12 protein-coding genes are annotated in these 14,183 nt (G+C 49.9%); all 12 read right to left on the reverse strand.

Annotation, left to right across the window (positions count from 1 at the left end; all coding sequences use genetic code 11):
* Positions 1 to 6: 6 nt before the first annotated feature.
* The 12 genes from BQ7400_RS04175 to BQ7400_RS04230 all read right to left on the reverse strand — a co-directional run bounded on the left by BQ7400_RS04175 (position 7) and on the right by BQ7400_RS04230 (position 14,183).
* A complete protein-coding gene (locus tag BQ7400_RS04175) occupies positions 7 to 3,291 on the reverse strand; it encodes a penicillin-binding transpeptidase domain-containing protein (protein WP_072469582.1) in 3,285 nt (1,094 codons plus the stop codon).
* Positions 3,272 to 3,760 (reverse strand): rod shape-determining protein MreD, encoded by a 489-nt coding sequence (mreD, locus tag BQ7400_RS04180; RefSeq protein WP_034438887.1) that lies wholly within the window; start codon positions 3,758 to 3,760, stop codon positions 3,272 to 3,274. The genes BQ7400_RS04175 and mreD overlap by 20 nt, the downstream gene beginning before the upstream one ends.
* 3 nt (positions 3,761 to 3,763) lie before the next feature.
* Positions 3,764 to 4,600 (reverse strand): rod shape-determining protein MreC, encoded by an 837-nt coding sequence (gene mreC, locus BQ7400_RS04185; protein WP_072469583.1) that lies wholly within the window; start codon positions 4,598 to 4,600, stop codon positions 3,764 to 3,766.
* 3 nt (positions 4,601 to 4,603) lie between these two features.
* Entirely contained in the window at positions 4,604 to 5,329 is a 726-nt protein-coding gene (gene radC / locus BQ7400_RS04190) for a RadC family protein (RefSeq protein WP_072469584.1), read from the reverse strand.
* Positions 5,326 to 5,877 (reverse strand): Maf family protein, encoded by a 552-nt coding sequence (locus tag BQ7400_RS04195; protein WP_072469585.1) that lies wholly within the window; start codon positions 5,875 to 5,877, stop codon positions 5,326 to 5,328. The genes radC and BQ7400_RS04195 overlap by 4 nt, the downstream gene beginning before the upstream one ends.
* A gap of 2 nt (positions 5,878 to 5,879) precedes the next feature.
* Positions 5,880 to 6,398 carry a Gx transporter family protein gene (locus BQ7400_RS04200; protein ID WP_072469586.1) on the reverse strand — a complete coding sequence of 173 codons (519 nt, stop codon included), beginning with the start codon at positions 6,396 to 6,398 and terminating at the stop codon, positions 5,880 to 5,882.
* A 3-nt stretch (positions 6,399 to 6,401) separates the two neighbouring features.
* The gene (locus BQ7400_RS04205; RefSeq protein WP_072469587.1) at positions 6,402 to 6,785 is read right to left on the reverse strand and encodes a NusG domain II-containing protein; all 384 of its coding nucleotides are present in this window, start codon (positions 6,783 to 6,785) and stop codon (positions 6,402 to 6,404) included.
* Between the two features lie 74 nt (positions 6,786 to 6,859).
* Positions 6,860 to 8,284, reverse strand: coding sequence for an Asp-tRNA(Asn)/Glu-tRNA(Gln) amidotransferase subunit GatB (gatB, locus tag BQ7400_RS04210; RefSeq protein WP_072469588.1), 1,425 nt, complete (start codon positions 8,282 to 8,284; stop codon positions 6,860 to 6,862).
* Complete coding sequence (gene gatA / locus BQ7400_RS04215) at positions 8,274 to 9,704, reverse strand: Asp-tRNA(Asn)/Glu-tRNA(Gln) amidotransferase subunit GatA (RefSeq protein ID WP_072469589.1); 1,431 nt, start codon at positions 9,702 to 9,704, stop codon at positions 8,274 to 8,276. The genes gatB and gatA overlap by 11 nt, the downstream gene beginning before the upstream one ends.
* Before the next feature lie 8 nt (positions 9,705 to 9,712).
* Entirely contained in the window at positions 9,713 to 9,991 is a 279-nt protein-coding gene (gatC, locus tag BQ7400_RS04220; protein ID WP_072469590.1) for an Asp-tRNA(Asn)/Glu-tRNA(Gln) amidotransferase subunit GatC, read from the reverse strand.
* On the reverse strand, positions 9,988 to 11,958 hold the full coding sequence (gene ligA / locus BQ7400_RS04225; protein ID WP_072469591.1) for an NAD-dependent DNA ligase LigA: 1,971 nt from the start codon (positions 11,956 to 11,958) through the stop codon (positions 9,988 to 9,990). Before ligA ends, gatC begins: the two co-directional genes overlap by 4 nt.
* A complete protein-coding gene (locus BQ7400_RS04230) occupies positions 11,955 to 14,183 on the reverse strand; it encodes an ATP-dependent helicase (protein WP_072469592.1) in 2,229 nt (742 codons plus the stop codon). The genes ligA and BQ7400_RS04230 overlap by 4 nt, the downstream gene beginning before the upstream one ends.

Consider the following 14,183-nt stretch of genomic DNA (forward strand, 5'->3'; position numbering starts at 1 on the left):
TCCTTTCTAAGGGGTTAGTTGGTTTTCAATGGGGAGGGTTTCTGTAACAACCTGCTTGTTCAGGCCGAAGTATTCTGCCATGACCCCTCTTAAAATGGGGCCACAGTTCATACCAGACCCTCCTTGGAAGAGGACAGCCGCCACGGCAATTTCCGGATCCTTGTAGGGGGCAAAACCTATTTGCCAGGAAAAAGAATCGTAGCTTTCTCCCGTATAGGGGTTGACCCCGGCCCTTTCAGCCGTTCCGGTCTTAATGGCCACTTCCACAGGGAAGTTTTTATAACAGCGGTCATTCCCATTAGCCAGGGCGGCCAATTGCATCCCCTTGGTTACTTCGGCAATGCTTCCCGGCCGGTTTAATTTAATTTGTTCTCCCTTGGCCTTGGGCTTATAAAGGGAGGAGGCATTGTTTTCGTCCTTGACCTCTTGGACCAGACTCAAGGGGTAGAGTTTCCCCCCATTGGCCAGGGCCATGGCATAACGGGTCATTTGGGCCAGGGTGTAGGAATTAGCTCCTTGGCCAATGGTGATGTTCATGGTATCGGCCATGTTCCAGTTGGCCTGGTTGTAGTAGTCAGACACCATGCAGTCCACCAGGGGTCTTTTTTTCTCTTTCAAATAGTGGTTGGGGTCAATGTTGAAGCCTTCTAAGAGGGTCACCACTTCTTGGCGACTGGGGGCCTGGTTTTTATCCATAAGGTCTGTCAAGGCCTTAATGGCTTCGGCCTGCTTTTCTTCTGTTAAAACCTCGTTACTAGCTTCCTTTAAGGACTGGTCTAGGAGGTTTCTAAGAAGTTGCTTCATGGTTGCTTTTTTCTGCTTGGGATCCGGCAGGGTCCCCTTGGCTTCGGCAGGCATGGTGATTTCCATCCCGGTCTTTTTCCCCAGACCGAATTTTTCAGCCATGTCCTTGATTTCTGTTTCGTTGATTTGCAGGGGAAGTTTTTCGCCCCTTCTTTGGTCCTCTCCCAGGCCCAGGGAGAAAAAGTAGTAGTTACAGGAATCCCGAATGGCATCCTTCAAAGTTTCATCCCCGTGGGTCTGCCTGGATTGGTTCCAAAGCCAGCAGCCGAAAATAGATCCTCCTACATCCACATAGCCCCCGTCTGGGATGGCCATGTTGGGGTCCAGGCCCTTTTCCATTGCCGCCAGGGCCGTAACCATTTTAAAAATGGACCCGGGTTGGACAGCGGTTTGGAAGGGGATGTTGTAGAGGGGTCTGGCAGCCAGGGGATTTTTTTCTTCCAGGGGAATCAAAGACTCCCAGTCTACACTGGAAATCCCTGTAGCAAAGAGGTTGGGGTCATAGGATGGGAAGTTGGCCATACAGAGGACCTTGCCTGTTTTTACATCTACGGCCATGACGGCTCCTGAAGTGGCATGGATATAGGGTCTGCCCTTTTCCCTGGAAGCCAGGAAGGGGAAGTTGCCCCATTGGCTTTCATAAACCCCACCCTCTTGGATGAGGTGGAGGGATTGGGCCAGGACTTCCTCGGCCTTTTTTTGCAGGTTCAAGTCTATGGACAGGTAGACATTTTTCCCGGCAACAGGTGGTCTTTCGTCTAAGACGGCCGTGGTATTTCCCTTGGCGTCTACTTGGACCCTTTGCCGGCCATTTTTCCCATGGAGATAGGATTCAAAACTTTCTTCGATACCGGTTTTACCAATAATGGCATCCCGTTCATAACCCTTTTTCGTGTATTTTTTAATATCTTCTTCGGAAGAAATCTTTCCCAAGTAACCCAAGACATGGGCCGCCGTCTTACCCAGGGGGTAGGCCCGGATGGGTTTAGAGGCAACGGCAATCCCTGGATTTTCAGAAAAGTTTTCGCTAATCCGGGCCACAGTTTGGTCCTGGATCTTATAGGCCACAATAATGGGCAGGTAGGCTAGGTTGCCCTGCTTGTTTAATTCATAGTAGAGGTTTAAAATTCCCCGGGCATCGTAGGGGCTAATCTTAGGCGACAGGTCGTACTTGTCTCTTAAGCCCTGAAAGGCTTCTTGGTCCTTGCCCTGGGGATCAAGTTTATTGGCCTGGTAAAAATCTTCCTTGTTCTTGAGGCTGACATACTTGTAGCCACCATCGGCAATGGAAATGCCCGTGTAGATGCCCTGGTCAATCAAGACTTCTTGGGCCAGGTTCCGAACGGAATCTTCTTCCAGCCAGGCCTCCAGGACCTTGAGGTCCATGAGTTTTTGAGAGACATAGTCTCGGGCATTTTTCCCTTCCTTGGTCCGGTAGATTCCTTCCTTGTTTTCAGGCTCCAGTTTGATTTTTTCCTTGCCCTGCTTGTTCAAGACCTTAACCAGGTCTTTTTTTGCCTGGATGTCCTCTTCCTCCCGGCTCTTTTTAAAGGCCAGGTCTCCGGCTCCCTTGTCCTTAAAAATCGTTAGGAAGTCTTCCTTGGCTGAAGATTGGAGGGTGATTTCCGGATAGGAATCCATCCAGGCCATCTTGGATTTTTTGTAGTCCTTGTCAAATTTATTGGCATAGGCCCTCAGGGTCAAGGGCTCGGCCAGGCCCTTGGAGGCCACCAAGTCAAAGGCCAGCTTTCGAGCCTGGGCATTGGATAGGACTTTTTTCAGGGCCGTAGGATTTTCTCTTAAGAGGACCACTAGGGCCTCCTTGGCTGTAAATTTAGGGTCCAGGTGGTTGGCCTTGAGCCAGTCGGCCTGGTCCTCTTCGTTGTTAAAGGTCATGCCGTTTAAACTGTAGCGGATGGGGGCCTGGCCTTGACCCAGAGCCCTTAGACATTCCCGGGCCATGAAAAAGGTCTTGACCTGGCCTAGGGAATCCACCTGCATGGTTTGGTCCACCAGGTCTGGCAAGAGGTCATTGTCCAAAATCTTGGCAATGAACATATCCATGGCGCCTTCCTTGATGGACACTTCCTCTTGGACAGACTTAAAGTCGATGTCATTGAGGACCAGGGGAAAGTCATCCACGACATTGGCCCCGTCTTCTTCTAAAAAGTGGACCAGCTTATAAAAGTCCCGGTTTTTTTCTTCCCGGTCCAGCTTGTCCAATTCATCTTTTCTCAATTCTACAGTATAAACCGGTTTGTTGCCGGCAATTAAAAGGCCGTTCCGGTCCCGGATTTCCCCTCGGGGAGCCGTCAGAACCAGGTCCTTGGCCCGTTTATTTTCCGAAACCTCTCGCCAGTGGCTGCCCTGGATAATGGTCAGTTGGAAGAGCCGGAAGATCAAGAGGAGGACCAAGAGGGCCACAAAGCCGCCGAAAAAGCGAAAGCGGTTGATTTTATCGAGTTTTTCAATCCAATAACGAATCATACTTTCCCCCCTTGTAGCGGTTTAAAAAAATAAAAATCAGCCCCTGCAGGCCCCCTTGGACCAAGAGCCGGAGGTTGACACTTTGCCTTAGGACCATTTCCGTTGCCAGGCCAGTCCCCAGGAGTTGGTGGAAGACCCCGGTAAACAATTGGTAGAATAAAAAGGCAAAAATCCCTGTCAAGATTGCAGAGACGAAACTATTGCTATTGAAATAGGAAACCAGGCTTTGGACAAAAAAGCCCGTGGCAAAAAAAGACAGCATGTAAAAGCCAAAACTGTCCAGAAAACACAGGTCATAGAGAAAGCCCAGATAGAGGCCCAGGTAGATGGGCTTGATCCGGGAATGCTGGTAGGCCATAGCCACCAGGACCAGGAGGAGGAAGTTCACTTCATTTAAGAGGGGGACTTGTTGGAAGAGGGAAATGTCCAGGAAAAAAACCAGGCTGGAAATAAGAATTGCAGAAACCATGACCTAGTCCACCACCACAAAAACCTGGTAGATTTTTTTAAAGTTCACTGCCGGCTTCAGGCTAATTTCTTGGATCATCTTTTCCTCATCCCTCTTGACCTTGTCCACCGTTCCCAGGTAGACATCCCCCTTGTAAAGGTCTCCCACTCCGGAGCTAATGAGCCGGTCTCCCGGCACGATATCTGCCGCATCGTCATAGCTGTAGCCCCAAAGAAGGTCACCGGACTTACCGGCCAGGATTCCCCCCTCCTGGTTGCGGATATTTTTAAAGGCCACCGATTGGTTTTCATTGATAATGGCCGTAACCTTGGCCCAGTTGTCTCCCACATCTACCACCCGGCCCACCAGGCCTTGGGCGATGATGCCTTGGGGGTCGTCTACTCCTAAAAGGACTGTGGCATCTTTTTTGACCCCGTCCTTCTTGCCCCGGTTGATTTCAAAATTGGAAAAATAATTGCTGGGGTCCTTGCCAATAACCCGGGCTTCCACCAGTTTATAGTCTGTGGACTTCTTTAATTCAGAAGCCGCCCTTAAATAGTCTGTTTGGCCGATGATTTGATTGAGCTTGCGGTTTTCATCTGCCAGGGCCGCCACTTCTTTTTCCAGGGCCTTGTTTTCCTTGTAGAGCTTGGGCAGGTGGACCAGGCTGGTAGCCCCTTGACCCAGGCCTTGGCCCAGGCTGGCCAGGCCAGTTTGAACAGGTTGGGTCACATCCAGTAAAAAGCGGTCCAGGACATGCAAACTAAGCCTACCAGTATTGGTAAAGCCCAGTAAAAAAATAAGCACTGCGGATATTCCAAGCAAGATGGCTCTTTGTCGATATTTTTTTAATTTATCCATGGCCTAGTCCACCAATTTCCCCTCTTCTAAAAAACTATAATACCGCTTACCACCTACAATGAGGTGGTCAACCACAGGTATCCCCACCAGGTCCCCCACCTGCTTAAGGCGTTGGGTTAGATGGATGTCTTCCTGGGAAGGCGTCACATCTCCTGAGGGATGGTTATGTACTAAAATCACACTATGGGCCCCACAATCCAGGCAGTGCTTAAAGACGTCCCTGGGGTGGACCACAGTATAGTTGATGGTCCCCTTGGTCATCCTGTGGACAGAAATCAATTCCTTTTTTGTATTTAGGCACAAGAGGACAAATTCTTCCACCGAGGCCCAGCTCATTTGTCCCAAGACAAAATCAGCCACCTTTAAGGGGCTGTTGAGCTTGTACTTCATGGGTTCCTGGCTAAAGCTGACCCGCTTGGCCAGCTCCATGGCTGCCAAAATACTGGCGGCCTTGGCATCCCCTACTCCCTTGATTTCCTTTAGGTTCTTAAGGCTAATCCGGCTGAGACGGGATAGGCCCGATACGGCTTTTGAATCCAGAGCCTCCATGTCCTGGCACTTGGTCAAAATTTTTTCCGCCAAACGCAGGGCCGATTCCTTTTGGGTTCCCGACCCCAAGAGGATGGCAATGAGTTCTACATTGCTCAAACGGTCTGCCCCATAGGTCAAGAGTCTTTCCCGGGGTCTTTCTTCCTCTGGCAGGTTGAGGATGGTATAGGATTCTGTCATTGGTCCAAGTCCTCCAAATAATCACACAACTTACTGGGTAGGCCAATGACATTGTTTAAGTCTCCGTCAAGGTCCCGGACAAAATTTCCTGCCCCGGCTTGGATGGCATAGGCTCCGGCCTTGCCCTCCCATTCCCCAGAATCCAAATAGCCTTCCAATTCTTGGTCTGCCAGGTCCTTAAAGGTCACAGAAGTCACGTCATAGTCAATGATTTTCAGCTTTTGGTCCAGGTTCACCAGGGCAAAACCCGTATAGACCTGGTGGGTCTTTCCAGACAGGTCTTGTAAAAATTCCCGGGCTTGGTCCCGGTTTTGGGCCTTGCCATAGACCCGGTCTTGACAATAAACCAGGGTGTCTGCCCCTAGGACCAAGTCAGCAGGATGGTTTTTTGCCACCTTCAAGGCCTTTTCATAGGCCAGGGCCATGACCAGGCTTTGGGGGTCCTTCCCCTCTTTTTTCTCTTCAATATCTGCCGCCTCAACGGTAAAGTCGTATGAAAATTTCTTTAAAAGATCAATTCTTCTTTGGGAAGCACTGGCTAAAATCATTTCTACTCCTTAAAGACAATATTATTTCTTTTCATCTGGTCCACAATAAAATTGGACCCCAGTCCCACAAAAAATCCTGTAAAAATCCCCAGCAAAAGGAGCATGGGCAGGTAGGCAAAAATCCGCCAATTCCACACCATGAAACAGGCCACGCCGACCTGGCCCAGGTTGTGGAAGCTGGCCCCAATCAAGCTAACACCGATGGAGGAAATCCGGGGCATGATCCAACGGATGGCCCCCATCATGGCCAGGCAGGACAGGATGGACCCTGTAGAGCTGTAAAAAAAGGCCATGACATTTCCCGTAACCAGCATTAAAAGTAGGGACTTTAAAACAGCCACAAGAAAGCCTTCCTTGTTGCCAAAGACCAAGAGACTGGTTAAAACCACCAGGTTGGATAGGCCCAGTCGGGCTCCCGGTAGAGGCAGGGGCAGGGGGATCATGGATTCAATAAAGCCCAGGGCCACCCCCAGGGAAACCAAAAGGGATAAAAAAACCATTTTTTTAATCTGTTTATGCATAGGCTACCTCAACAATAAGTCCAAGTCATCCGGGCCCTTTTTGTTGGCCTTGATTTCTACTAAAAATTCATGGGGCAGGCAGATAATGGTCTCTCCCACCTTTTCAATGGGGGCCATATGGACACAAATCTGGTCGGGGCAGTTGGATTCTTGGACCCAGACCTTGCCATCCTTGACCAAGACCTTGTTGGTCCCCAATTTCGTTTTAAATTTGTACTCCCGGGTCTTCTTGCCTCCCTGCAAGGGAATCTTTTGGACCTCCCTGCCGGCAATTTGGACACTGGCATACTTATTTTGGGCCTCTCTCAGGGTCTGGCTGGTCAAGAAAAACAAGACCAGGCTAAGGACGATAATCGAGGCGAGAACAATCATATCTCCCTTTTTCATGCTTTCCTCCGCTGTCTTTATTATAGCATAAGTCCCCGGCCGGACCCAGGTCTTGCCCGAGTCGGCTTGGATTTTTAAAGGGCCTTAATCTTTTCTGCCAAGAGTTGGTTGACTACTTGGGGGTTGGCCTTGCCCTTGGATTTTTTCATGACTTGTCCCACTAAAAATCCCAGGACCCGGTCCTTTCCGGCCTTGATTTGGTCCACACTTTCTGGATTTTCAGCCAAGACTTGATCCACAAAGGATTCCATGGCAGAACTGTCTTGCATTTGTAAAAGACCCATTTTTTCCACCAGGTCTTGGGGCTTGCCCCCTTCTTCAAACATGGCCCTTAGGACCTTTTTCCCGGCATTGTTGTTGATCTTGCCTTCCTTGACCATCCTTAAAAGGTCCAGAAGGTCTTGGCCTGGGAAGGGTAGGTCAAAGCCTTCTTCCAGGTCCACCCGTCGCAAAACTTCTCCCATGATCCAATTGGACAACATGTTGTAGTCGTCAAAGTCCTTGGCCAGGTCTTCATAGTATTGGGCCAATTCCTTGGAAGAAGTCAGGACTTGGGCATCGTAGTCTGGCAACTTGTAGTCTTGGATAAAGCGGTCCATCTTTGCCTTGGGCAGCTCCGGCATCCGGTCAATAATCTTGTCCAACCAGTCCTGGCCCACATAGAGGGGAGGCAGGTCCCCTTCCGGAACAAAACGGTAGTCGTTTTCTGTGTACTTCACCCGCATGATGACAGTTTCTGTCTTGACGTCATCCCAACGACGGGTGGTTTTCTTTTCCTCTCCTCCAGCTTCCATCAGGTCGATTTGTCTTTTGGTTTCAAAGTCAATGGCCCGACCGACGGCCCGGAAGGAGTTGAGGTTTTTAATTTCCGCAATGGCTGACCGTTGGCCAGTTTCTAAATTTTCCACATTGATGTTGACATCACACCGCATGGACCCTTCTTCCATCTTACAGTCCGAAATCTCCAGGTAGCGGAGGCTGGACCGGACCGCTTCCAAGAAGGCCTTGGCTTCATCGCTGGAGGCCATGTCTGGCTCTGTAACAATTTCAATTAAGGGTACCCCACAGCGGTTGTAGTCCATAAGACTGTCCCGGTCGTCTGAGTGGAGGGCCTTACCTGTATCTTCTTCAATTTGGATTTGGTGGATGCCGATTTTTTTCTTGCCCCCTTCTGTGTCAATTTCCACATAGCCGTCGTTGCAAAGGGCGTGTTGGTTTTGGGTCAATTGGTAGCCCTTAACCAGGTCGGGGTAAAAGTAGTTCTTCCGTTCAAAGATACTTTTCCCATGGATGGTGCAGTTAAAGGCCTTGCCAGCCATGGCTGCATATTCCACCACTTCCTTGTTTAAAACCGGCAGGGCCCCTGGCATCCCCAGGCAAACTGGACAAACCCGGGTGTTGGGTTCTCCCCCGTACTTGTTTTCACATCCGCAAAAAGCCTTGGTCTTGGTGGACAATTCCACGTGAATTTCCAGGCCGACAATGGTTCTATAGGTCATTTTTTATCATCCCTTCCAAGGCCTTTCCGTAGGAAAGACATACATTATCCTTAAAGTGGTCACTTGTCAATTGTAGACCCATATAGAGTCCATCTCCCAGAGGATAGGGCACAGACACAGCCGGTAGACCGGCAATATTTACCGGAACCGTACACAGGTCTGCACTGTAGATTTCCACCGGGGTCATTTCTTGGTCAATGAGATAGGGCTTGACTGGGTAGGTTGGCGACAAGACCACATCATAATCTTCGAAAATCTTTTTGTAGTCGTCCATAATTCCATGGCGGACTTGCAGGGCCTTGTCATAGTATTCCTTGGCCAGGTCCAAGGACAGGATATGGGTTCCAATCATAATCCGCCGCTTGACTTCATCTCCAAAGCCCTCGCTTCTGGACTTGGTAAAGAGCTCGTTGATGTCGGAATAGTCCTTGGCCCGGTGGCCAAAACGCAGGCCGTCATAGCGACTCATGTTGGGAGCAATTTCCCCGTTCACCAGGATATGGTAGACGATAATGGCGTATTGAAGGTTCTTGGTTTCCACCCGGTCCACTTGGGCGCCTCTGTCTTTGAGCTTGGCCAGGACCTCTTCAAAGGCCTTTTTGATGTCCGGATCCATTTCCATATCCATATGACAATCAGCCACAGCAATCTTCATCTTGGACAGGTCAATGTCCTCCAACTTTTTAAAGACGTCATTGCCCAAGGCTGTTGCATCTTTTTCGTCGGCCCCTTGCATGATGTCCAATAAAAGGGCCACGTCATCTATATTTTTTCCAATGACTCCAGGTTGGTCAAAGGTGTTGGCCATGGAGGCAACTCCTGACCGGGAGATGGACCCGTAGGAGGGTTTCATACCAGGCAGGCCACAAAAAGTTGCTGGTTGCCGGACACTTCCTCCAGTGTCGGTACCCACAGCCAAAAGGCAGGAGTCCATGGCTACAGAAGCCCCGGCTCCACCACTAGACCCTCCAGCTACCCTGGTGGGGTCCAAGGGGTTTTTGGTTACGCCGAAATAAGAATTTTTCGTAGAGGACCCCATGGCAAATTCGTCCAGGTTGGTCTTGCCAATAATGACGGCGTCTTGGGCCAAAATCTTGTCCACAAGACTGGCTTGGTAGGGGGGAACAAAGTCTTCCAACATTCGGGAGGCGCAGGTCATCTTGATGTCTTTCACAGCAATATTGTCCTTGATGGACACCGGCACCCCAAAAAGAGCCCCCAGGCCTTCCTTGTTTTTCAACTTTTGGTCCAGGCGCTTGGCCGTTTCCATGGCCAGGTCTTCTGTAATGGTGATGTAGGCATTGGTGTCCTTGTCTTTTTCCTTGACCTCTTTTAAGAGTTGGCCAATATAGTCGGTTACTGTCAATTGGCCACTTTTATATTTTTCAATAAGTTGGTTTACAGATGTGATCTTTTCCATAGGTCCTCCTAGTCTACATAGCGGATAATGTCAAAGTATCCGTATTTTTCAGACTCAGTATTCCGAATTGCCTGGTCTTGACTGAAACTTTCCTTGACCTGGTCTTCCCTAAGGTGGGACCCCATTTCATTAACTTGGAAGGTTTTTGTGTCTTCCGTGGCCACTTGGCGAATTTGGTCCACAAAGTCCATGGTTTCGGAAAAAGAATCGGCAAATTTTGCCAGCTCTTCCTCGCTAAAGTCCAACTTGGCAATGTTGGCAATGTGTTTTATTTCTTCTCTTTTCATTTTCCCACTCCTTTATTGAGCATTTCTTTATAGTCCTCTTCACTGATAATGGCCACGCCCAATTTTTGGGCCTCTTTGGCCTTAGACCCGGCCTTTTCTCCAGCCAAGACATAGTCGGTATTCTTGCTAACCGATGAGCTGGTCTTACCCCCCAGGCTTTGAATTTCTTCTTCCACCTGGCTTCTTTTTCTAGACAAGGACCCCGTTAAGACAAAGGTCTTGCCGGCAAAAATCTGGTCTTTTTCGCTGGCCTTAAAGTCTTGGACTTGGATGCCAGACGCCTTGAGGTGGTCAAGCTCCTTGATGATTTCCGGGTCATGGAAAAAGGTCACTAGTTCTCGGGCTGTTACAGGTCCCATGTCAGGCACAGCTAAAATTTCTTCCTGGCTGGCCCTTCTTAAGGCTTCAAAAGATCCAAAGGCCCGGGCCAGGTCTTGGGCCCCCTTGGCTCCTACTTGACCAATGCCCAGGGCAAAGATAAAGTTGGCCAGGTCGGGGGTCTTGCTGGCTTCAATGGCCTCAATCAATTGCTGGGACCTCTTGTCGCCAAAGCCCTCCATGGACCGGAAGTCTTGAAAGTTTAAATCGTAAAGGTCCCCAATGGACCGGATATTTTTTTCTGTCATAAGCTTGGCCAGGGTCTTTTCCGACAGGCCTTCGATATTCATGGCTCCCCGTGAGCAAAAGTGCTTCATCTTGGCCAGGAGTTGGGGCTGGCAGGACAGGGAGTTGGGACAGAAGATGTGGACCCCCTCTTGGACAATTTCTGCATGGCAGTAGGGGCAGTGGTCCGGTTTTTGAATTTTCTCCTTGGGTCCATCTGAAGGTAGGACTCCCATGATTTCTGGAATCACGTCATTGCTCCGCCGCAAAAGAATCCGGGCTCCAATTTCCACTTTTTTTCTTAAAATATCGTCATAGTTGTTCAAGGTGGCCCGGCGGATGGTGACTCCCTCAATGTCCACTGGGTCGAATTCCGCCGTGGGAGTGACCTTGCCCGTCCGGCCCACATTCCAATGGACCTCCCGCAAGATGCTGGTAGCCTCCTTGGCGGCAAATTTATAGGCAATGGCCCAGCGGGGAAACTTGTTGGTAAACCCTAAAAGCTCCCGGGCTCCCATGTCGTTGATCTTAACCACCACTCCGTCAATGAGCACGTCCAGGTCCTTCCGAAAACCCTCGACTTGACGAATTCGTTTAAAAACTCCCTCCAGGGATTTTTCCAAATGGATAAAGGGGTGGACCCTCAGACCCAGGCTGCGAATTTTTTCCTTCATCTCCAGGTCTGTGGCAAATCCCGGCCCAGTCTTGTAGCCGATATTGTAAAAATAGGCCGTAAGGCTTCTTTCCTTCACCACATTGGGGTCCAGGTTTCTCAGGGCACCGGCAGCGGCATTCCTTGCATTTTTCAAGGGCTCTTGGGCCGTCTTGTTGTAGTCTTCCAAGGCCTTTAGGGGCATCAAACCCTCCCCTTGGATCTCCATGGTCTCCTTGTCCGCAATGGACAGGGGGATGGAGGGAATCCGACGGATTTGCTCTAAAATTTCTTCCCCTACTTGGCCATCTCCCCGGGTGGCAGCATGGGTTAAAATTCCATCTTCGTAGGTGACGTTGATCGTCAGACCGTCAAATTTTAACTCCACCACATAGCCTGGGTCTTTTTGGTAGCCAGCTTCTTCTAATAATTTTCGGTTTCGGCTCTCCCAGGCCTCCAGGGCCTCAAAAGTCTGGGCCTTGTCCAAGGAATAGAGTTGACCCCGGTGGGTGTATTTTTGAAAGTCCTCCAGGATTTTGTCCCCTACCCGGAGGCTGGGACTGTCTGCCAGGACCCTTCCTGTTTCTTTTTCCTCTTGGACCAAGCGGTCGTAAAGACGGTCGTATTCCCCATCGCTCACCAGGGGTTGGTCCAGGGTGTAGTAGGCGTGGGACCACTTGTTCAGGGTCGCCACCATTTCTTCCATGGTCATGATTTCACCACCTCTATAGGGGCAAAGGAAAGCAGGAGCTTTTTCAGGCCCTTGCCTTCAAAAGAAATAACAACTTCCGTATCCTGGCCCTTGGCTTGGAGGGAAACCACCATGCCCTGGCCAAACTTCTTGTGGCGGACCTTGGACCCAATCCGGATGTCTTCCTTGGTCTTGGATTGGTAGGCTGGGTCCTGCTTGGGCCCCTTTTGGTAACTAGCTCCCTCTCCCTTGTACTTAGACACTTGGAGGTAGTCAGACCGGCCGGTGGATACTTCTTGACTTGCACCATAACTATTATAGGCTTGGACCCGGTGGAGGTCTTGGCCCATTTCATCAATAAAACGGCTGGGCATATTCATAACGGTTTTCCCATACATGGTCCGGTTCCTAGCTGAAGAAATGTAGAGTTCCTTCTTGGCCCGGGTAATGGCCACATAGCAAAGTCGTCTTTCTTCTTCCACATTGGCCTCGTCTTCTTCCAGGCTCATGGCCGAAGGGAAGACCCGCTCTTCCATTCCCACCAAAAAGACCAGGGGAAATTCCAGACCCTTGGCTGCATGGACCGTCATTAATTGAACACTGCCCTGGGATTCGTCCGTCTTGTCCACGTCGGACAAGAGGGACAGGGAGGTTAAAAATGCCTCCAGGCCATCTTCCGGATTTTCCTTTTCATAATTTTGCCCTGCTGTAACTAATTCCTGGATGTTGTCCATCCGGTTTCTGGCCTCCAGGGTATTTTCTTCCTTGAGACTGTCCAGGTACTGGCTTTCGTAAATCACTGCCTCCATGATTTCAGAAATGGTCAAGTCCTTGGCCTTTTCTTGGAGGAGGTGGACCAGCTGGACAAATTTTTCAATATTTTTCTTGGCCCGGATCTTGGTCTGGCCGTCCTCAACCAGGTCTTCCATCACCTGGAAGATGGACTTGTTTTCTTGCCCTGCCAGGACCCTTAATTGGTCCAGGGTGGATTCGCCAATTCCCCGCTTGGGAACATTCACCACCCGGGCCAGGGACAGGTCGTCTTGGGGGTTGGCCAAGAGGGTCATGTAGGCCAAAACATCCTTGACTTCCTTGCGGTCATAGAACTTTAGGCCCCCTACTACCTTGTAGGGAATTCCCTCCTGGATTAAGTATTCTTCAAAGCCCCGGGATTGGGCATTGGTCCGGTAGAGGATGGCCATGTCTGAAAAAGAATGGCCCTTGTTGTGCCTTTGGATGATTTGGTTGACCACGTCCTTGTTTTCTTCTTGGGAGTGGCTGTATTCCCTGTATTCCACCAAGTGGCCCTCTTCCAGGTCCGTCCAAAGCTTCTTGTCCCGCCGCTTGGGATTGTTGGAAATCACCTTGTTGGCTATGGACAGGATATTTTTCGTGGACCGGTAGTTTTGTTCCAAGAGGATGACCTTGGCCTGGGGAAAGTCCTTTTCAAAATTTAAAATATTGGAAATATCCGCCCCCCGCCAGGCGTAAATGGACTGGTCATTGTCCCCCACCACCGTCAGGTTGGGGTCCGGCTGGCAAAGCAGCTGGATCAATTGGTATTGGGTGGCGTTGGTGTCCTGGTACTCGTCTACAAAAATATAGTTAAAGTGGAATTGGTAGTAGGTCCGGACCTCCTGGTCCTCTTTTAAGAGTTGGACCGTATAGAGGAGGATGTCGTCAAAGTCCATGGCATTATTCTCTCTTAACTTCTTTTGGTAGGCCCGGTAGATTTCAATGACCTTTTCCTCGTAAAAGTTGCCACTGGCCTGGGGGTCCAGGTCCCGGGCCATGATGCCTTGGTTCTTGTAGTTGTTAATAGCTGCCAGGATGGACTTTTCCTTAAACATGTCCTTGGCCAGGTTCATCTCCTTGACCGTTTCCTTAACAGCCCTTAATTGGTCCGACCGGTCATAGATGGAAAACTGGCTGTCAAAACCCAGCCGGTCGTGGTAGCGTCTTAAGATTCGAACACAAATGGCGTGGAAGGTCCCAATCCAAAGTCCTTGAACAGAGGCATCCAAAAGGGCCTCCACCCGGTCCTTCATCTCCTTGGCTGCCTTGTTGGTAAAGGTAAAGGCCAAAATTTCATAGGGGCTAACCCCCTTTTCTTGGATTAAATAGGCGATTTTTTGGGTTACGGTCTTGGTCTTGCCAGACCCAGCTCCCGCCAGGATCAAAAGAGGACCCTGGGTTTGTAAAACAGCTTCTTTTTGCTCTTTATTTAATGAATCAATTTGGCTCAT

This window comes from Urinicoccus massiliensis (genome assembly GCF_900120405.1).
Classification (GTDB): domain Bacteria; phylum Bacillota; class Clostridia; order Tissierellales; family Peptoniphilaceae; genus Urinicoccus; species Urinicoccus massiliensis.

What these genes read in the sequence shown, in the direction of transcription:
- BQ7400_RS04175 (WP_072469582.1), bottom strand. Translation starts at nt 3,291, where the DNA reads ATGATTCGTTATTGGATTGAAAAACTCGATAAAATCAACCGCTTTCGC.
- mreD (WP_034438887.1), bottom strand. Translation starts at nt 3,760, where the DNA reads ATGGTTTCTGCAATTCTTATTTCCAGCCTGGTTTTTTTCCTGGACATT.
- mreC (WP_072469583.1), bottom strand. Translation starts at nt 4,600, where the DNA reads ATGGATAAATTAAAAAAATATCGACAAAGAGCCATCTTGCTTGGAATA.
- radC (WP_072469584.1), bottom strand. Translation starts at nt 5,329, where the DNA reads ATGACAGAATCCTATACCATCCTCAACCTGCCAGAGGAAGAAAGACCC.
- BQ7400_RS04195 (WP_072469585.1), bottom strand. Translation starts at nt 5,877, where the DNA reads ATGATTTTAGCCAGTGCTTCCCAAAGAAGAATTGATCTTTTAAAGAAA.
- BQ7400_RS04200 (WP_072469586.1), bottom strand. Translation starts at nt 6,398, where the DNA reads ATGCATAAACAGATTAAAAAAATGGTTTTTTTATCCCTTTTGGTTTCC.
- BQ7400_RS04205 (WP_072469587.1), bottom strand. Translation starts at nt 6,785, where the DNA reads ATGAAAAAGGGAGATATGATTGTTCTCGCCTCGATTATCGTCCTTAGC.
- gatB (WP_072469588.1), bottom strand. Translation starts at nt 8,284, where the DNA reads ATGACCTATAGAACCATTGTCGGCCTGGAAATTCACGTGGAATTGTCC.
- gatA (WP_072469589.1), bottom strand. Translation starts at nt 9,704, where the DNA reads ATGGAAAAGATCACATCTGTAAACCAACTTATTGAAAAATATAAAAGT.
- gatC (WP_072469590.1), bottom strand. Translation starts at nt 9,991, where the DNA reads ATGAAAAGAGAAGAAATAAAACACATTGCCAACATTGCCAAGTTGGAC.
- ligA (WP_072469591.1), bottom strand. Translation starts at nt 11,958, where the DNA reads ATGACCATGGAAGAAATGGTGGCGACCCTGAACAAGTGGTCCCACGCC.
- BQ7400_RS04230 (WP_072469592.1), bottom strand. Translation starts at nt 14,183, where the DNA reads ATGAGCCAAATTGATTCATTAAATAAAGAGCAAAAAGAAGCTGTTTTA.